Raw genomic sequence first — 17,365 nt, forward strand, 5'->3', positions numbered from 1 at the left:
CGGCGGGGAGGGGCAGGAAACCCCCAATTTCCAATAGGTGGATGAATCGGCCCCCTGGTGTGCCTGTGGATGAATGGATTAGGCTACATCGACGGAATCATGGCCATCACCACTGGTACGACACCCACCGCGATGAACGCCGGCAGGGAGCAGAGCCCCAACGGCATCACCAGTTTCACGCCCAGCGCGGCCGCCCGCTTCTGGGCGCTCCGGGAGGCGGCCGTCCGGTAGTGCTGGGCCTGGGCATAGAGCAGCGGCGCCGCTGACGCCCCTGTCAGGGCGCCAAAGCTGAGGGCGTCGTGGATCTGCACCATGTCCGTGTCCACGAGGGAGCCTGCCCACGAGTCCTCCCACGATGCACCAATGTTGAGTCCTGCGACCACCTGCAGCAGGCTCTTGCGCAATCGGTTCCCGGCGACACCGGCCACCACTTGCAGCGCACCCTGGATGCTCAGTCCTGAGTCCAGCGCCGTCCCCAAAAGCTCCAGCAGCAGGGGGACTGAGGCCACCCCGCTGGACATTCCCGGCGCCGGCTCGGGCCGGCATGCCTGGGGCAGCCGGCGGGCCGGGGACCGGCCCCACAACAGCGCCGCGGCCAGGGCAGCCAGTGAAAAGACCAGCAAGGCGCCCACGGCTAATTCACATCCTGGAGCACGGATGGACCGGCTGCGCGGGCAATCATCCGCGCCGACCACGTCCGTCCCGCGACGGCAAAGACCGCCCCGACCGCCAGCACGGACCAGCCAACGGGGCTGCCAAAAAGGACCCCGAGGGGGTCCACACCCATGAGCATGCCCAGGCCCAGCCCGACCAGCGGCAGCCAGGTCAGCAGCCGGACAGTGGCGCGGGGTCCTGCGAGCGCAGTTTCACGTTGGGCTGCGGCATCCTGTTCTGCTTCGAGCGTGCCCGCCAGCCGTTCCAGGACGGCGGCAACCGGGGCACCGCTGGCTTCGCACACTTCAAAGCATGCGGCAATGTCCAGCCACAGGCGTCGTTGGTCCAGGCTGAGCGCCCCTTGGTCCGGCGCGGCCCTTTTCAGCCGGCTCCCGCCGGACGTCTCCCGGCAGGTGGTGCGTATGGCTGTGGCCGTGGGCAAGCCCAGCTCGCTGGCCCGCTGCACGGCGATCACCAGGATGAGGGTGGCATCGGTGCCGTCCCGGCCTGCACCCCGTCCGTCACGGCGTGCGCCGGGCGGGTGTTGCGGATGAACGGTTGCCAGCATGCCGTGCCGCAGCATTGTGGCGGCGGCGCCGGGAGGACTGCCGGGCACATCCCACCGCTGAAGCTGCGCCGACGTCCTGGTGGACAACGGCACCCCGCCAGGCGGTGCTGTCCGGTTGAGTTCCATGGCCAGCACATGGACCATGGCCTGCCACAGGGCAGGCCCCGTCCGGCCTGCGGACAGCAGGGACGCCAGTTGCCGCACCAGCCGCGGCTGTTCCTCGCTTGTCGGTGCCATCTGCCTGCGGGACGTGTCACGCAGCCCGAATAGTCTTCGATGCACCGGAACCCACCACCGCCGGCCACGGCTGCCGATGAGGATGCAGGCACCTGCGGAGAGGAACAGCACCAGCACCGCGCTCATGGCCGGTCCACGATGCCGCCACGAACACCAGCCAGGGACGCAGTGTCCATGCCCAGCCGGGCCGCCAGCAACTGCCAGCCCGGACCGGATTGGACACCGCCTCCGGTCCCTTCCCCACCGGGCAACGGCCCGCCGTCGTCCCCAAGGGGCGAACCTGCCGGCCCGCACAAGGTCAGTGCCGGGGTTGCCACGAGCCGGCCGTCGCGCAGCCCCACCACGGCAATCTCGGCAACTGTTCGCCGGCCGCCGACCCTGGCCAGGTGGATGACGACATCCAGTGCGCTGGCCCCCTGCAGGAAGACAGCTTCCGGCCCCATGCCGGCCAGCGCGCCGAGGGCTGCCAGCCGGGCCGGAACGTCGTGGGTACCGTTGGCGTGGATGGTTCCGCCGCCTCCGCTGTGGCCGGTGTTCATGGCCATGAGCAGTTCCCTGACCTCACTGCCCCGGCACTCCCCCACGATCAGCCTGCCCGGATTCATGCGCAGTGCCTGCCGGACCAGCTCTGCCAGCTCGACGGTTCCTGCACCTTCCGCATTCTCATGCCGCGCCTCCAAGGTGACAACGTGCGGATGGACCGGCTCCAGTTCGGCGGCGTCCTCGATGAGCACCAGCCGTTCCGTTGCCGGGCACAGCGCAAGCAGGGTGGAGAGCAGTGTGGTTTTTCCGGCCCCCGTGGCTCCGCTGATGAGGAAGTTCAGCCGCCCCGCAATGATCGCTGCCAGCACGCGGGCCATCTGCCGGTCCAGGCTGCCGTCGGCCACCATGTCCGCCAGGGACAGCGACGTCCTGCGCTTGATGCGGATGGACAGCAGCGTCCCGGCCGAGGAAATGGGCGGCAGGACCGCATGGACCCGGTATCCGCCGTGGATCTTGACGTCGACGCAGGGGCTGCTGTCATCCAGCCGGCGCCCGCCGCTGGCAACCAGCCTGACGGCGAGCGCCCGCAGTTCAGCTTCACCGGCGAAGCGCACCGCCACGCGTTCCGGCCCACCGCCCCGGTCCTGCCACACAGAGTCCGGGGCGTTGACGAAGATGTCCGTGACTGCCGGATCCTTGACGAGCCCCTGCAACGGGCCCAGCCCGTTCAGTTCCGCCGAGATCCGCTCCATCGCCACGAGCGATCCTGCCGTTCCCAGCAGCCGGCCACTTTCCCGCACGGCGGCAGCCACCTGAAGGTCAGTGACCGGCCCGTTCTGGGCCAGCACGCTGCGCCGCACCTCATCCAGCAGCTGTGCATCAATGCCGTCCCACCCGTCCGGGGTGCCCGGGAGCGGCTGGGCGCTCATGGCCGCCGCCTCCCGTGGCGGGCGGCAGGGCTGGCGGCACCGGGTGCGCCGGCAGCAGGCTCCCCGGCGACCCACTGCAGAAGGCCGGAAAGCAGTGTCCGCACCGCCCGCCGTCGCAACAGGTCAGCCGGCCGCTGCGCCTCCAGTGCCCGGGCCACGCCGCGCAGCTGCGGGAACTGGCCTGCCAGGGCAAGCTCGACGGCGTCGGCGACCATCGCGGCGTCGAGCCCTTCGCCGAGGGGTCCGCGCACCACGGCGGCGAGCGGCATGGGCGGCAGCGCCGGGACGAGGGCCAGGGCCGCGGCGGCCGCACGGGCTCGTGCAGGAACTACCAGGGCCAGGCCCTGGCAGTGCGCCGCGAGCGCCGCCACGGCCGACGGATTGCATGCAAGGTCCACCACCACGAGCCCGTACGCGGCCCGGGCCGCCCGCAGCACCTCACCCACGGCCGCGGGCGTCTGTGCGGGCACGTCGGGTTGTGGCGCGGAGTTCCAGGAAAGCATTGCCAGGGCGCCCAGCTGGGGCAGCGACGCGGCCAGCTGTTCCGGGTTGATGGCGCCCGACGCCCGCAGCAGGTCAGGCCAGCGCAGCCCCGGCAGGTGCTGCGCCGACAGCGCCGCGTTGAGCCCGCCGCCCCACTGGTCACCGTCCACCAGCAGTGTCCGGGTGCCGCGCGCCGCCGCCTCGGCCGCCAGCAGCACCGCAAGTGTTGAGGCACCCGCGCCGCCGCTGGCGCCCATGACGCCCACCACCGCGGCGCCCGGGCTGGAGTTGCGAAGCCGTCCCAGGTAATTCGCCAGCCAGGGGGCCGAATCCGGCAGCACGGCGACCCTGTCGGCCCGCTGCTGTTCCGCCCGTTGCCACACCCGTGAACCGTCCTGCGCGAAACCCACCACCACAGTCGGCCCCTTCCAGCCGGTCAGCTCCAACTGCGGGGATCCGGCACCGGCATCCACCAGGACGGCGGCCACATCACCCCAACGCCCCGCCATCTGCTCCAGGCTCCCTGCAATGACCAGTTCGACGGCGGCTGCCGCACACACGCGCCCCACCGCACCTTGCAGCTCGGCCGCATCGGACAACAGCAGGACCGTGATGTCACGGCGGGGCAGCCATGCCCCGGGCTCCGAGGTTTGCGGGTGCCGCATGCGAGTTCTCATGAAGCAACACTGGACCCGGCGCCGGCGCATTGCCACAGCCCCTTGCCGAAAAGTGGACAACTTGGCCGGCAGCGGCGGCTGTGGAGGAATTAACGCCCCGTCGGTGGACAATAGAACTTATGTACGCATTGCTGGCCGCCGGCCCCGACAGCACCACCGCCGCGGTCCAGCTGCGCAACGACGACGGCACGCCGGCCTCGGCGGCCCGGACAGTATCGCGCGCGCAGCTGCCGCAGACGGTGCGGGAGCTGGAGGACGCGCACCGCCCGCGCTGGGTGTGGGACCGTGCCGGCAACTGGTACCCGCAACTGCTCGAGGGCTCGGTCCGGGTGGAGAAATGCCACGACCTCGCCCTGTGCCAAAACCTCCTGCTGTTCTCCGAATTCGCCGCCGCCACCGGCTATGCCGGGCAGGCCACACCGCTGCCGCCGGAAACCATGGCCCCGATCGCCGCCTCGGCCCCCACCGGCCAGGACAGCCTCTTTGACGCCCCCGCCGCCGCCAACGCACCACAGGCATGGGGGCTGGACAGCGTGTTCCGGGAACTGTCGGCGCAAAAGTTGGCCGTCAATTCCGCCACGCACCCGTCCCGGCTCACGCTGCTGCTCATTGCCGAATCGGCCGGTGCACTTGTCGCCGCGGAGATGCAGCATGCGGGCATCCCGTGGCGGGAACAGCTGCACCGGCGGCTGCTCCAGGATTTGCTCGGCCCCGAACCTGCCGGCCACACCCGCCCCGACAAACTCGAGGCCATGGCCGTGGAATTGCGGGCTGCCCTCAACGCCCCGTCGCTGAACCCCGATTCCCCGCAGGACCTCATCAAGGCGCTGCACCGGGCCGGGATCGATGCCAAGTCCACACGCAGCTGGGAACTCATGGAGTTCAAGCACCCCGCCATCGAGCCCCTGCTGGCCTACCGGAAGCTGAGCCGCCTGTTCACCACCAACGGCTGGAACTGGCTGGAGCAGTGGGTCCATGATGACCGCTTCCATGCCGAATACGTCGTGGGCGGGGTCGTCTCGGGCCGCTGGGCGTCAAAGGGCGGCGGCGCCATGCAGATCCCCGCCCAGATCCGCGGAGCCGCCGTCGCCGACCCCGGCTACACGTTTGTCGTTGCCGACGCCGCCCAGCTGGAGCCCCGCGTCCTTGCCGCGCTGGCCCAGGATTCCGCCATGGCCGCCGCCGGCCAGGACGGTGCCGGGCACAACAAGGACCTTTACGCCGGCATCGCCGCCCAGGGTTTCGGCGGCGACCGCAGCATGGCAAAAATCGCCCTCCTCGGCGCCATCTACGGGGCCACCACGGGCGAGTCCGGCCGGCTCGTCCCTCAGCTGGCCCGCATGTATCCGCGCGCACTGAACTATGTGGAGGAGGCGGCCCGCGCCGGCGAACGCGGCGAACGGGTCAGCACCTACCTGGGCCGCAGCACCCCGCCCGTCTCCCCCGAATGGCTGGCCGGGCAGCGCAGCACCACCGCCGATGAGCAGCGCCGCGCCGAAGCCGCCGCCCGGTCCCGCGGCCGTTTCACACGCAATTTTGTGGTGCAGGGGACGGCCGCTGAATGGGCCCTGTGCTGGCTGGCTGAATTACGACGCCGGCTGCGGGCCTTGCCGGGCCCCTCCCCTGCCGCCGGGGCCGGCCGGGCAGCGGGGGCCGAGATGGTGCTCTTCCTGCACGACGAGGTCATGGTGCACGCGCCCCTGGAACAGGCTGAGGAGGTCACCCGGATCATGCACGAATCGTCGCGGCGCGCCACCGAGCTGATCTTTGGCCGGATCCCGCTGGAGTTTCCCGTCAATGTCACCGTCGTGCAATGCTACGCTGACGCAAAGTAGGGCACGGGCCGGATCCCGCCCGGCACCCCGTGACCATTGGAAGGCACCGAAAGGCTCCCTCATGACGACGCACAATCCGGCCGGCACGGCGCCTGCACACCGACCGAAACAACCACGCGGAGTGCGCGGAGTGCACGCGGAGCAGCTGTTTTACAACGGCACCATCCTGACCATGGCCGGCCCGGAGCCCAGCCACGTGGAGTGCCTCGTCACCAGCGGAGGCCGGATTGCCTTCGCGGGCGCCCGGGAGGAGGCTCTCCGGCTGTTCCCCGCCGCCGAGGCCCGCGACCTCGCCGGGGCCGCCTTGCTGCCGGGGTTTGTTGACGCCCACAGCCACCTGGCCGCCGCCTTCGACCTGGCGGACCGGGTCAATGTGGGACCGCCGCCCATGGGTGCATGCACCGACATTGCCTCCGTCCTGGACACTCTGGAAGCCTTCCGGGACAGCCGGGGCACGGGACCGGACGGGTGGGTCACCGGCTACGGCTATGACCAGGAGGCCCTGGCCGAGAACCGGCACATCACGGCGGCCGACCTTGACGCCCGCTTCCCGCAGCAGCGGGTCATGCTGGTCCACGTTTCCAGCCACGGGATCGTGCTGAATTCGGCCGCCCTGGCCTGGGCCGGCATTGACGAAACCACCGCCACCCCGGCCGGCGGCGTCATTGCGCGCGTGCCCGGGACGCAACAGCCGGCCGGCCTGCTCATGGAAACGGCCTACCTGGAGCTCGTGGCAGCCAAGCTGCCGGTCCTGGGCACACAGGACAAGCTGGAACTTCTCGATGCCGTCCAGCAGGGCTACGCCTCCCGCGGCTACACCCACGCCCACGAGGGCTTTTCCGGCGTCACCGATCTGGACTTCTTCCAACAGGCCGCCGATGCGGGACTGCTCTACCTGGACGTGGCCGCCCTGGGCTCCTTCGTCGATGCCCCGCAGTGGCTGGGCAATCCGCACTACCCCACTGGCAAATACCGCAACGGCTTCAAGATTGCCGGGCTCAAGGTTCTCCAGGACGGCTCGCCGCAGGGCCGCACTGCCTTCATGCGCGAGCCGTACCTGACCGGCGACCTGGACGGGAACCCCGGCTGGCGCGGGGAACCCACCATGCCGTTCAAGGTTTTCGCGGAGGTTGTCGCCACCACCCTGGCGCACGGCGTCCAGCTGTATGCCCATGTCAACGGCGACGGCGCAATCGACAACCTCATCGACGCCGTCGAACAGGCCGGATCCACGGTCACCGACGACGCCCGCACCGTCGCCATCCATTCGCAGTTCCAACGCCCGGAACACCTGCCGGCCTACGTTCGACTGGGCATCACGCCCAGCTACTTCACCAACCACACGTACTTTTGGGGCGACGTCCACCGCGCCAACGTGGGCGAGGCCAAGGCCGCGTTCATCAGCCCCATGCAGTCGGCACTGGAGGCCGGGCTCCGGGTGTCCAACCACAGCGACTTCCCCGTAACCGCACTTGACCCGATGTTCATTGTGTCCACGGCCATGAACCGCACCACCCGGACAGGCCACACCCTCGGCCCCGCCGAGCGCGTCGGCGCATACCAGGCTCTGCAGGCGCTCACCTCGGGCCCGGCGTACCAGCTTTTTGAAGAGGACCGCAAGGGCATGCTCAAGGTGGGCATGTTGGCTGACCTTGTCATGCTCGACGCCGATCCCCTCACCTGTGCCGCGGGGACGGTCCAGGACATCCGGGTCCTGGAAACCATCAAGGAGGGCGTCACGGTCTACCGCCGGCCCTAGGGAATTTCCGGGGCGCCCGGGCCTAGATCGGGGCCGGGATCTCCCGGGCCGCATCCCAGGGAACAGCCCAGCCGAGTTCCTCGAAGACGTAGTTCAAGATGCCAGCCGTGAAACCCCACACCACGGTGCCGGCCACCACGAACGCGGGGCCGCGGTACGTCTGCCCGCCGCGGCGCATGACGGCCATGCAGCGGTTTTCCGGATCCAGCAGGTCCCGGACCGGAACGCGGAACACCTGGGCGGATTCGCCGTAGTCCACCACGTCCACGGGCGTCTGCCGCGTCCACCAGCCCACCACGGGCGTGACCTGGAAGTTGCTGACGGGCAGCGGCACCTCGGGCAGCACCCCCAGGACTTCAACGCCGAGCGGGTCCAGGCCCGTTTCCTCTTCGGCCTCCCGCAGTGCGGCAGCCTCCACCCCGGCATCGTCCAGGTCGACACTTCCTCCGGGGAAGGCCACCTGGCCGGGGTGGTCGTTCAGCGTGGCCGCGCGTTCAATGAGCAGCACGTCCAGGTCGGCCGAGGCGAGCGGCTTTTGCGAGGCCGCCGGAACATTGTCCAGGGCGCCAAAAAGCATAAGCACGGCGGCCTTGCGGGTGGTGGCGGCGTCCATGGGCATCTGCCACAGGGATGCCTTCCCCAGCCGCATGGCCTCCGGCAGCGCTGCCGTCTGCGCGGCCTTTAGCGGCAGGGCGGCAAGGTCGGCATAGGCACTCACTTGCCGGTGCCCGTACGCAGGGTCCGGCCCGTCTCGGCTGCTTCCCTCCGGTCCTCTGCCTGCGATTCCTGCCGGTACTGCGCCGCCTGCGCCGAATCCGCCAGCATTTTCGCCAGCAGTTCCTCCTGCCCGGGAGCCAGCTCATACTTGAGCAGCTTGGCAGCCTTCACCGGGTCCACCTCGCCGTCGCCATAGGCGGGGCACAGGTGCGCAATGGGGCACACCCCGCACGCCGGTTTCTTGGCATGGCATATCCTCCGGCCGTGGAACACCACGCGGTGCGAGACCATCGTCCAGTCCCTGCGCTCAAACAAGGCGGCGACGTCGGACTCGATCCGGACCGGGTCCATGGAATCCGTCCAGCCAAAGCGCCGGGCCAGCCGGATGAAGTGCGTGTCCACCGTGATGCCGGGGACCCCAAACGCGTTCCCAAGCACCACGTTCGCGGTCTTCCGCCCAACTCCCGGGAGCGTGACGAGGGCTTCCACGGAACCGGGGACCACGCCGTCGTACTCATCCACCAGGCGGTTGGCCAGGGCCAGCAGGTTGGCGGCCTTGGCCCGGAAAAACCCCGTGGTCCGGATCAGCTCCTCCACCTCCATGATGGGGGCCTGTGCCATGGCGAGCGGCGTGGGGAAGCGGGCAAACAGGGCTGGGGTGATGGCGTTGACCCGGACGTCGGTGGTCTGGGCGGACAGGACGGTGGCCACGAGCAGTTCGAAGGGGTTGCGGAAATCCAGCTCCGCATGAGCGTAGGGATACAGCTCCGCCAGCTCGCGGTTGATTTTCCGGGCCCGGCGCTTGAGCCCCAGCGCGGTTTCCTGATCCCACTTGCCCATGTTTACTGGCTGTCCGAGGCGCGCTCAATCCCCACAAGGTCCAGCAGCACTCCGGTCTTTCCGTGGCTGTCCTGGACCAGGAAGCTGTTTCCGCGGTCCTCGAGGGCCAGGATCCACGCGCCGGGCGCCAGCTTGAACACAAACTGCCGGGTGGTCTCGTCAATCACGTTTTGCGGCCGGTCCACGGCAAACCAGAACGGCTCCGCGCTGACGGCAGGCGCGGCGGCGGGATCCACCGTCGCTGCAATGCTGGCCTTGGCAGGCGCCTCCTCGGCGGGCTGTTCCGGCAGCTGCGGGTTGAACGACGTGGGCAGGTCCTCGACGGGGTCGACCGCCTGCGGCAGTGCGGTGGTCCCGGCCTCGGCAGCCGCAGGTGCCGCTGCCGTTGAACTTCCGACGGCGGATCCCGCACCCTGCGCCGGGGTTGCGACAGCGGACGCGGCGGGGGTTGCAGCGGCGGGGGAAGCAGCGGGGGTGGCGGACGGGGCCGCGGCGGATGCACCGGCAGCCGCGCCAAACACGGCGGCCGCGCCGGTATCGGAGCCGGCACTTGCCGTGCGGGCATCCTTGGCGGGGGTGAACACCTGGCCGGCAGCCGTGTGGCCGGCGGCGCCGGGCCGTGAAGCAGACCAGCCGGACGCTGCGGCAGCGGATGACCCGGAGGCCGCCGGCGCCTTCGCACCCACGGGCTTCGGCGAGGCCGGGTGCACGGCCGGGGCAACGGCGTCGCGCGCGGTCACGTGGGCGGGGACCTCGGCGCGGCCGGCAAAGTCGGCGGCCAGCACGGGGATCCACATGGCGCACGTGGTGGATGCCATGAGCACCACGGCGCCGATCAGGCCCACAAGGTACCCGATCCGGAAGTTTGTGGCGGTGCCGGCGAAGAAGAAGAGCACGGCGAAGACGGCCACCACGGACGCAAACTGGTCCAGGGAGAGCGAGCCGAGCCGCAGCCGGGTGCCGGGGCTGAAGCGGCGGATCAGGAAGAGCGCGCCGACGGCCAGCGGCAGGACCATGCCAATGCCCACGTAGAAAAGGTTCGTGGTGCTCCACAAGTTGAAGCTGCCCACATCGGTCACCACGAGCGGGATCAGCGAGCCGATGAAAATGATCGCCACCGCACCGAGAACGGCAAGGTCCCTGATGGTGAGCGGGCCGGCCACGGCAGTGCCGCCGGTGGTGCCGGAATCTGCGGTGCCCTGAGTTGCTGGCGTGTGTTGCTCCGTCATGGTCATACTCCTCATAGTCACGATTGTTCCCCAGCCTAGTAACAGCAGGGCGGCAACACTAGCGGGGCACAGCGTTTAGGCATTAATTGCGCGCTGATTCACAGCCGCCGTCCAGCTCCCGGAACGACGGCGCCCGGCCCACTTTGCGCGCCCGTGCGGGCTGCGGGGTGTGTGCATCCAGCCGGCACAGGCCCAGCACCCAGCTGTGGCGGAGCCGCCCGCCGGCGCCAGTACCTGCTGGCCCCCGAACCACCAGGCTCCCGCCCGGCGCCGTGTGCCCCACCCCGGCCAACAGCTCCGCCAACCGGCGAACCGCCCGCGGACTGCACTTCACCGCAGATCCGGCACCATTGAACCCATAGCACTGTGACGGCGAACACGTCCACCTGTGAAAAGCGCTACAGTTAACGCAGGAACAACGTTGTCCTTGGCATCCACTGCCGACGCACCTCCACCACTCTAAATGGACGTGTTGCTGTGCTGCACAGGCGGGGTCCGGGGCGGCAGCAAAGTAAGGAATGAAGGGATATTAGATGTCTGAGGTTACAACCGCAGCAGACCAGTCCGGCGACGCACTGGAGAACCTGCTCACGGAAAGCCGCCAGTTCGCGCCAAGCGTGGAATTTGCCGCAAACGCGGTCATCCACGGCGACGAATACGCCAAGGCCAACGCCGACCGTCCCGCATTCTGGGGTGAAAAGTCCCGCGAACTGCTGACCTGGTCCAAGCCCTTCACCAAGACCCTTGACTGGTCCAACCCGCCCTTCGCCACCTGGTTCGAGGACGGCGAGATCAACGCCGCCTACAACGCACTGGACCGCCACGTCGAGGCCGGCAACGGCGACCGCGTCGCCATCCACTTCGAGGGCGAGCCCGGCGACACCCGCACCTACACCTACGCGCAGCTTACCGAAGAAGTCAAGAAGGCCGCCAACGCCTTTGAAACCCTGGGACTGGCCAAGGGCGACCGCGTCGCCGTCTACCTGCCCATGATCCCCGAGGCCGTCATCACGCTCCTCGCCTGCGCCCGCATCGGCGCCATCCACTCCGTCGTCTTCGGCGGCTTCTCCGCCGACGCCCTGCGCTCCCGCGTCGACGACGCCGAGGCCAAGCTCGTCATCACCGCCGACGGCACCTTCCGCCGTGGCAAGCCCAGCTCCCTCAAGCCCGCCGTCGACGAGGCCCTGTCAGCACCCGGGCACTCAGTGCAGAACGTCGTTGTGGTCAAGCGCAACGGCCAGGACGTGGACTGGGTCGAGGGCCGCGACGTCTGGTGGGACGACACCGTCGGTGCGGCATCCACCGAGCACACCGCCGTCGGCCACGCCGCCGAACACCCGCTGTTCATCCTCTACACCTCCGGCACCACGGGCAAGCCCAAGGGCATCCTGCACACCACCGGCGGCTACCTCACCCAGACCGCTTACACACACCGCGCCGTGTTTGACCTGCACCCGGAAACGGATGTTTTCTGGTGCACGGCCGACGTCGGATGGGTCACCGGCCACTCCTACGTCACCTATGCGCCGCTCATCAATGGCGCCACCCAGGTCATGTACGAGGGCACCCCGGATTCCCCGCACCAGGGCCGCTTCTGGGAGATCGTGGAAAAGTACAAGGTCTCCATCCTCTACACCGCCCCCACGGCCATCCGCACGTTCATGAAGTGGGGCGAGGACATCCCCGCCAAGTACGACCTCTCCTCCATCCGCCTGCTCGGCTCGGTGGGCGAACCCATCAACCCCGAGGCGTGGATGTGGTACCGCCGCGTCATCGGCTCAGACAAGGCACCCATCGTCGACACCTGGTGGCAGACGGAAACCGGCGCCATCATGGTGGCCCCGCTGCCCGGCGTCACGAGCACCAAGCCCGGCTCGGCCCAGGTCCCCATGCCCGGCATCGCCGTTGACGTGGTGGACGAGCTCGGCCAGTCGGTGCAGCACGGCCACGGAGGCTACCTCGTCATCCGCGAACCCTGGCCTGCCATGTTGCGCGGCATCTGGGGCGACAACGAGCGCTACAAGGACACCTACTGGTCGCGCTTCGACGACATGTACTTTGCCGGCGACGGCGCCAAATGGGACGAGGACGGCGACGTCTGGCTCCTGGGCCGCGTGGACGACGTCATGAACGTCTCCGGCCACCGCCTCTCCACCACGGAGATCGAGTCTGCGCTCGTCAGCCACCCCTCCGTGGCCGAGGCCGCCGTCGTTGGTGCTGCCGACGAGACCACCGGCCAGGCCGTTGTGGCGTTCGTGATCCTGCGCGGCTCGGCCGTGGAAGATGCCGACATCGTCACCACCCTGCGCAACCACGTGGGCCACGAGATCGGCCCGATCGCCAAGCCGAAGACCATCCTGGTGGTCCCCGAGCTGCCCAAGACCCGCTCCGGCAAGATCATGCGCCGGCTGCTCAAGGACGTAGCCGAAGGCCGCACCGTGGGCGACTCCTCCACCCTGGCCGACAACACGGTCATGAACCAGATCGCGGAGTCCCTGCGCAAGTAGTCCCCGCACCCTCCCCGGTCTCGTTCCTCGGTCGGGGCCCCTCGGGCGCGTGGGCCCAACTATCTGTGACGCAGTTGATGGACCGATTTCACCATTTTTCGGTGTTTTCGCCCCACCAACTGCGTCACAGAATTGTTTAAGGGCATTATTGAGCCATGACTTCTTCCACACCAGCCAACCGCGGCACCCTGCTGGTCCTCAACGGGCCCAACCTGAACCTGCTGGGCACCCGCGAGCCGGGGATTTACGGCTCGGCCACCCTGTCCGACGTCGAACAGCTCACCACAGCGGCGGCCGGGGCGGCGGGATTCAGCACCACCTGCCTGCAGTCCAACCATGAGGGCGCCCTGGTCGATGCCATCCATGCGGCGCGCGGCACGGCGGTGGGCATCATCATCAACGCCGGCGCGTACACGCACACGTCGGTGGCGCTGCGCGACGCAATTTCCGCCGTCGAACTGCCCGCGGTGGAGGTGCACATTTCCAACATCCACCAGCGCGAGGAATTCCGGCACCACTCGTACCTGTCGGCGGTGTGCAGCACGGTGATCGTGGGGGCCGGCGTGCACGGCTACGCGCTGGCAGTCAGCGCCCTGGACAACATGCTGGACTAGGTCCGGCGCATGTTCAGCGCAGTGTCAGCCCACCTTGCAGACACCGGAAGCCACGGCGCTGACCAGGTGCGGGGCTGCGGCGATCACGGGGCCTGCCTCCTCCATGGTGAGGGCAAAGCCCACGTTGTCGGTGTTGGTGGACTTGGCAAAGACCACGCCCACCACGTTGCCGGCAGTGTCCAGCAGCGGCCCGCCGGAGTTGCCCGACTGTACTTGCCCGGCCAGCTGGTAGACGTCCAGCAGCGACGGGGTGCCCCCGGCAATGTCCGGCACCATCATGGGCCCGGAGGAGCGGACGACGGCGGGGCGCACCTGCAGCGGGCCGCCCAGCGGGTATCCGGCAAAGGCGGCCGGGGTGTTGGCCGGGACGGTTCCCGACGACGGCAGCGGCGCCGCGTCGAGGCCGTCGACGGCGAGGACGGCCAGGTCCTTGACCGGGTCAAAGAACACCACGCGGGCCGGCAGGGCGCCCTGCTGCTGGGTCTGCACCACGGGCTCGGTCACGCCGGACACCACGTGGGCGTTCGTCAGCACGCGTCCCGGAGAGACCACAAAGCCGGTGCCGGTCTGGTTCTGCCCGCACTGGAACGCGGTGCCGGAAATTTTCATGACGGACCGTGCTGCGGTGTTCCAGGCGTCCGTGTTGGTGTCGGCATCGGGGGCCGCCACCTCCACGTTGGGGCCGGACGGGTCCAGCAGCGCGGGGATGCCCTCCTCCAGCACGAGCGAGCGGATCTGCGCAACTCCTGCCTTGACGGGATCCGGCGTCCAGGTGTCGATGGCGGAAAGGACTTGGGACTTGCCCAGCTGTGACGACACAGCCGGGATGCCCAGGTTCGAGACGCCAAAAGCCAGCATGGAGACGATAAGTGCGCCCACCACAACATTGAGTGCCCCGCCGAGGATGCGGTTGACGGCCTTGATGGATCCCGACCGGACGCCGCCTCCAATCAGGTTGCCCAGCCGCATGCCAATCGCGTGGCCCAGGGCCATCAACACGATGGTGGCGGCGATGACCATGACGGTGCGCCAGCCGGGGCTCGGGGCGAACTGGCTGACAAACGGCGCCGCGAAAAAGGCCGCCACGGCGCCCGCCGCGAAACCGGCGATCCCGCCAAGGCTCGCCACGAGGCCTACATTCAAGCCGTAGATGAGCTGCCAAAGCAGCCAAAGGACCAACAGGACATCGAGCCAGGAGAAACCAAACACTGCGGTCCATGCCCCTCTCCGGCTCCAGCCGTTTATGGTGGCCGGCGCGGTGTTCCACGCAGGCCGGGCGCAGGCAGCACCCAAATGCACATGTTACCGGGGCAACCCGGGTGCCTGCTGTGCTTTTCCGCCCCCGAATCTGCCAATATGCTGACAACGAACGCCCGGAATGCCAAATTGGTCACAAAAAGGGAAAAGTTCTGAAACAATCAGTAATAGGTCATTACTGAATAGCTACATACTGCAAGGAGTTTTCATGGACATCGAGGTACTACGCCGGGCCCCACTTTTCGCCACGCTCGACGATGAGGCATTCCGCCTGTTGACGGACGAACTGGCGGAGGTCGATCTTTCCCGCGGAGCTTCGGTCTTCCGTGAGGGCGACCAGGGCGACCAGCTCTACTTCATCGTTTCCGGCAAGGTGAAGCTGGGACGCACCTCTTCTGACGGCCGCGAGTCGCTCGTCGCCATCCTCGGCCCGGGCGAGCTCTTCGGCGAGATGGCCCTCTTCGACCCGGCACCGCGCAGCACCACCGCCACGGCTGTCTCCGAGACCCGCCTGGCCGGCCTGAAGAACGAGTCCCTGAACTCGCTCCTGCGCAACCGCCCCGAGGTATCCATGCAGCTGCTGCAGGCCCTGGCCCGCCGCCTGCGCCGCACCAACGACAACCTCTCCGACCTCGTCTTCTCCGACGTTCCCGGCCGCGTTGCCAAGGCCATCCTGGATCTTGCGGACCGCTTCGGCCGTCCCGCCACCGACGGCATCCTCGTCGCCCACGAGCTCACGCAGGAGGAACTGGCCCAGCTGGTCGGCGCCTCACGCGAAACCGTCAACAAGGCCCTGGCCGAGTTCGTCCAGCGCGGATGGCTCCGCCTGGAAGCCCGCGCCGTGGTCATCCTGGACGTCAACCGCCTGCGCCAGCGCTCCCGCTAGCCCCCACCGGCCACTGAACCAGCGGCCCAGCGCAGCGAAAGTACAAAAGATGCCGATGCTCCAGTGGAGCATCGGCATCTTTTGTACTTTCGCTGGACCTACCGCTCGCGGCAGGGCGCACCTTCGGAGGCGGGCGCGGTTGCCACCTCGAGGCTGAAGCTGCCGTCGTCCCCCACCACCAGCTTGGGCCGGTACTCATTGATGGGACGCTTGTGGTTCAGGTAGGCAATGCAGCCGCGGGCGGCGGCGATCTTCTCCAGGATGATCTCCACGCCCGGCACCACCAGCTCACCCAGCACCAGGCCGGAGGTGTTGGGCTGGCCGATCTCATCCCCCAGTTCCGTGGTGGCGCGCTGCGCCAGAATGTCCCCGGCGCTGGCCCAGCGGCCCCACACGCCCTTGCTGCTGAGCAGCGACGCTTCCTGGTTGACGGGGCGCGCCGCGGCAAAGTACCGCGTGTCAAAGCGGCGGTGGGCAAAGTCCGGGCTGGTCCAGTGGTTCAGCGGCTTGAGCAGGTCGGTGCGCAGCGCCAGGCTGTACCGTTCCAGCAGCTCGGCAAAGGTGGACTCCTGGGTGGCGATGGATTCGCGCATCCTCATCCATTCCGGGCCGGTGTTGTTTTCCACCAGCGACGACGCGTCGGCGCCGGCCAGCAGGATGCCCGTTTCCTCGAACAGTTCCCGGATGGCCGCCACCACATGGCGCCTGGCCAGGCCGATGTCATCCGTCCCCAGGCTCTTGGCCCACACTGAGGGGGCCGGTCCCACCCAGTCCGTGACGTCGTCGTCCGCGGTCTCAATGGTGCCGCCGGGAAACGCAACCGTTCCCAGCGGAGACTCGCCCGGCCGGTACGTCAAAAAAGTCTGCAGGCCGGCGGCGCTGTCCTTCAACAGCACCACCGACGATGCCTGGCGCGGCTTGCTCGGCGTGCGTTCGCCGAACTCCAGCCACGCCTGCGCGGCTTCCTGCTGGTCTGCGCTCAGCGGGAAGCGGCGCGTCCCCGTGGGGGTGTTACTGGAATTCTGCAACCAGCTCAACCTCAACGGGAGAGTCCAGGGGCAGGACAGAGACCCCGACGGCGGAGCGTGCGTGGACGCCTGCCTCGCCAAATACTTCACCCAGGAGCTCGGAGGCGCCGTTGATGACGCCCGGCTGGCCGGTGAAGGAGGGGTCCGAGGCCACAAATCCAACCACCTTGACGATGCGTGTTACGCGGTCAAGGTCTCCTATGACGCTCTTGAGCGCGGCAATGGCGTTGATTGCGGAGGTCGCGGCCATGGATTTTGCGTCCTCAGCTGAAATCTCGGCGCCAACCTTGCCGGTAGCTGTGAGTTTGCCGTCAATAAAGGGCAGCTGACCGGAGGTGTAGACGTGGTTGCCGGAAATGACGGCCGGCACGTAGGCGGCCACGGGTGCGGCGACAGGCGGGAGGGCCAGTCCGAGCTCGGCAAGACGGGCTTCAATGCGCGAGGTGCCTTGATTTGACGCGGTTGTCATGGCTACGCCTTCTCCCGCTTCAGGTAGGCCACCAGGCCGCGGCCGTCGGGTCCGGGAACAACCTGCACCAGCTCCCAGCCTTCGTCTCCCCAGCTGTCGAGAATGGCCTTGGTGTTGTGAATAATGAGCGGAATTGTAGAGTACTCCCATTTGGTCATACGTCAAAGCGTAGCCCCTGCCGGTAAACTGGAAA

The 17,365-nt window shown here is 68.4% G+C and carries 16 protein-coding genes; 5 read left to right on the plus strand and 11 right to left on the minus strand.

Translation table 11 applies throughout. The features are described 5' to 3' along the window. Window positions 1-83 precede the first annotated feature (83 nt). From JOF48_RS05990 to ssd, 4 genes are read right to left on the minus strand one after another with little or no spacing between them, the layout of a single operon-like run. Window positions 84-632, minus strand: a complete 549-nt coding sequence (locus tag JOF48_RS05990) for a type II secretion system F family protein (RefSeq protein ID WP_342591167.1) — start codon at window positions 630-632, stop codon at window positions 84-86. Window positions 633-634: 2 nt separating this feature from the next. After that, a complete protein-coding gene (locus JOF48_RS05995; protein ID WP_209678401.1) occupies window positions 635-1,585 on the minus strand; it encodes a type II secretion system F family protein in 951 nt (316 codons plus the stop codon). Beyond that, window positions 1,582-2,871, minus strand: a complete 1,290-nt coding sequence (locus JOF48_RS06000; RefSeq protein ID WP_209678403.1) for a TadA family conjugal transfer-associated ATPase — start codon at window positions 2,869-2,871, stop codon at window positions 1,582-1,584. The genes JOF48_RS05995 and JOF48_RS06000 overlap by 4 nt, the downstream gene beginning before the upstream one ends. After that, window positions 2,868-4,031: a septum site-determining protein Ssd gene (ssd, locus tag JOF48_RS06005; protein WP_209678405.1), complete on the minus strand. Its 1,164-nt coding sequence runs from the start codon at window positions 4,029-4,031 to the stop codon at window positions 2,868-2,870. The genes JOF48_RS06000 and ssd overlap by 4 nt, the downstream gene beginning before the upstream one ends. A gap of 119 nt (window positions 4,032-4,150) precedes the next feature. Here ssd and JOF48_RS06010 point away from each other — a divergent pair, with 119 nt between their 5' ends. After that, window positions 4,151-5,866 (plus strand): bifunctional 3'-5' exonuclease/DNA polymerase, encoded by a 1,716-nt coding sequence (locus JOF48_RS06010; protein ID WP_209678408.1) that lies wholly within the window; start codon window positions 4,151-4,153, stop codon window positions 5,864-5,866. Between the two features lie 121 nt (window positions 5,867-5,987). Further along, window positions 5,988-7,625 carry an amidohydrolase gene (locus JOF48_RS06015; RefSeq protein ID WP_209678411.1) on the plus strand — a complete coding sequence of 546 codons (1,638 nt, stop codon included), beginning with the start codon at window positions 5,988-5,990 and terminating at the stop codon, window positions 7,623-7,625. 22 nt (window positions 7,626-7,647) lie between these two features. On the opposite strand, the gene JOF48_RS06020 is transcribed toward JOF48_RS06015, so the two are convergent. The 3 genes from JOF48_RS06020 to JOF48_RS06030 are packed head-to-tail and all read right to left on the minus strand — an operon-like array spanning window position 7,648 to window position 10,411. Further along, window positions 7,648-8,343 (minus strand): NUDIX hydrolase, encoded by a 696-nt coding sequence (locus tag JOF48_RS06020; RefSeq protein WP_342591168.1) that lies wholly within the window; start codon window positions 8,341-8,343, stop codon window positions 7,648-7,650. Beyond that, entirely contained in the window at window positions 8,340-9,182 is an 843-nt protein-coding gene (gene nth, locus JOF48_RS06025; protein ID WP_209678414.1) for an endonuclease III, read from the minus strand. The genes JOF48_RS06020 and nth overlap by 4 nt, the downstream gene beginning before the upstream one ends. Window positions 9,183-9,184: 2 nt before the next feature. Continuing rightward, window positions 9,185-10,411 (minus strand): hypothetical protein, encoded by a 1,227-nt coding sequence (locus JOF48_RS06030; RefSeq protein WP_209678417.1) that lies wholly within the window; start codon window positions 10,409-10,411, stop codon window positions 9,185-9,187. Between the two features lie 533 nt (window positions 10,412-10,944). On the opposite strand from JOF48_RS06030, the gene acs reads away from it, so the two are divergent. Then, window positions 10,945-12,918 carry an acetate--CoA ligase gene (acs, locus tag JOF48_RS06035; RefSeq protein WP_209678420.1) on the plus strand — a complete coding sequence of 658 codons (1,974 nt, stop codon included), beginning with the start codon at window positions 10,945-10,947 and terminating at the stop codon, window positions 12,916-12,918. A 155-nt stretch (window positions 12,919-13,073) separates the two neighbouring features. After that, window positions 13,074-13,532, plus strand: a complete 459-nt coding sequence (aroQ, locus tag JOF48_RS06040) for a type II 3-dehydroquinate dehydratase (RefSeq protein ID WP_209678423.1) — start codon at window positions 13,074-13,076, stop codon at window positions 13,530-13,532. Window positions 13,533-13,556: 24 nt separating this feature from the next. Here aroQ and JOF48_RS06045 read toward each other — a convergent pair whose 3' ends face one another. After that, entirely contained in the window at window positions 13,557-14,741 is a 1,185-nt protein-coding gene (locus JOF48_RS06045) for a MarP family serine protease (protein WP_209678426.1), read from the minus strand. A gap of 256 nt (window positions 14,742-14,997) precedes the next feature. On the opposite strand from JOF48_RS06045, the gene JOF48_RS06050 reads away from it, so the two are divergent. Beyond that, window positions 14,998-15,675 (plus strand): Crp/Fnr family transcriptional regulator, encoded by a 678-nt coding sequence (locus JOF48_RS06050; RefSeq protein WP_203312602.1) that lies wholly within the window; start codon window positions 14,998-15,000, stop codon window positions 15,673-15,675. Window positions 15,676-15,773: 98 nt separating this feature from the next. Here the strand turns inward: JOF48_RS06050 and JOF48_RS06055 are convergent, their stop codons facing one another. Genes JOF48_RS06055 through sp36 form a run of 3 tightly spaced genes read right to left on the minus strand, consistent with a single transcriptional unit; the run spans window position 15,774 to window position 17,330 of the window. Then, a complete protein-coding gene (locus JOF48_RS06055) occupies window positions 15,774-16,703 on the minus strand; it encodes an NUDIX hydrolase (protein ID WP_209678429.1) in 930 nt (309 codons plus the stop codon). Continuing rightward, window positions 16,687-17,172: a RidA family protein gene (locus tag JOF48_RS06060; protein WP_209678432.1), complete on the minus strand. Its 486-nt coding sequence runs from the start codon at window positions 17,170-17,172 to the stop codon at window positions 16,687-16,689. The genes JOF48_RS06055 and JOF48_RS06060 overlap by 17 nt, the downstream gene beginning before the upstream one ends. 2 nt (window positions 17,173-17,174) lie before the next feature. Beyond that, entirely contained in the window at window positions 17,175-17,330 is a 156-nt protein-coding gene (gene sp36, locus JOF48_RS06065) for a Sp36 family protein (protein WP_170120892.1), read from the minus strand. Between the last annotated feature and the right edge of the window lie 35 nt (window positions 17,331-17,365).

It is taken from the genome of Arthrobacter stackebrandtii, from assembly GCF_017876675.1.
In the GTDB taxonomy this organism is placed as follows: Bacteria; Actinomycetota; Actinomycetes; order Actinomycetales; family Micrococcaceae; genus Specibacter; species Specibacter stackebrandtii.

Excerpts from the sequence above, each read along its gene's own strand:
- ssd (WP_209678405.1), bottom strand. The coding sequence starts at position 4,031 with ATGAGAACTCGCATGCGGCACCCGCAAACCTCGGAGCCCGGGGCATGG.
- JOF48_RS06010 (WP_209678408.1), top strand. The coding sequence starts at position 4,151 with ATGTACGCATTGCTGGCCGCCGGCCCCGACAGCACCACCGCCGCGGTC.
- nth (WP_209678414.1), bottom strand. The coding sequence starts at position 9,182 with ATGGGCAAGTGGGATCAGGAAACCGCGCTGGGGCTCAAGCGCCGGGCC.
- aroQ (WP_209678423.1), top strand. The coding sequence starts at position 13,074 with ATGACTTCTTCCACACCAGCCAACCGCGGCACCCTGCTGGTCCTCAAC.
- JOF48_RS06030 (WP_209678417.1), bottom strand. The coding sequence starts at position 10,411 with ATGACGGAGCAACACACGCCAGCAACTCAGGGCACCGCAGATTCCGGC.
- JOF48_RS06000 (WP_209678403.1), bottom strand. The coding sequence starts at position 2,871 with ATGAGCGCCCAGCCGCTCCCGGGCACCCCGGACGGGTGGGACGGCATT.
- sp36 (WP_170120892.1), bottom strand. The coding sequence starts at position 17,330 with ATGACCAAATGGGAGTACTCTACAATTCCGCTCATTATTCACAACACC.
- JOF48_RS06050 (WP_203312602.1), top strand. The coding sequence starts at position 14,998 with ATGGACATCGAGGTACTACGCCGGGCCCCACTTTTCGCCACGCTCGAC.
- JOF48_RS05995 (WP_209678401.1), bottom strand. The coding sequence starts at position 1,585 with ATGAGCGCGGTGCTGGTGCTGTTCCTCTCCGCAGGTGCCTGCATCCTC.
- JOF48_RS06060 (WP_209678432.1), bottom strand. The coding sequence starts at position 17,172 with ATGACAACCGCGTCAAATCAAGGCACCTCGCGCATTGAAGCCCGTCTT.
- acs (WP_209678420.1), top strand. The coding sequence starts at position 10,945 with ATGTCTGAGGTTACAACCGCAGCAGACCAGTCCGGCGACGCACTGGAG.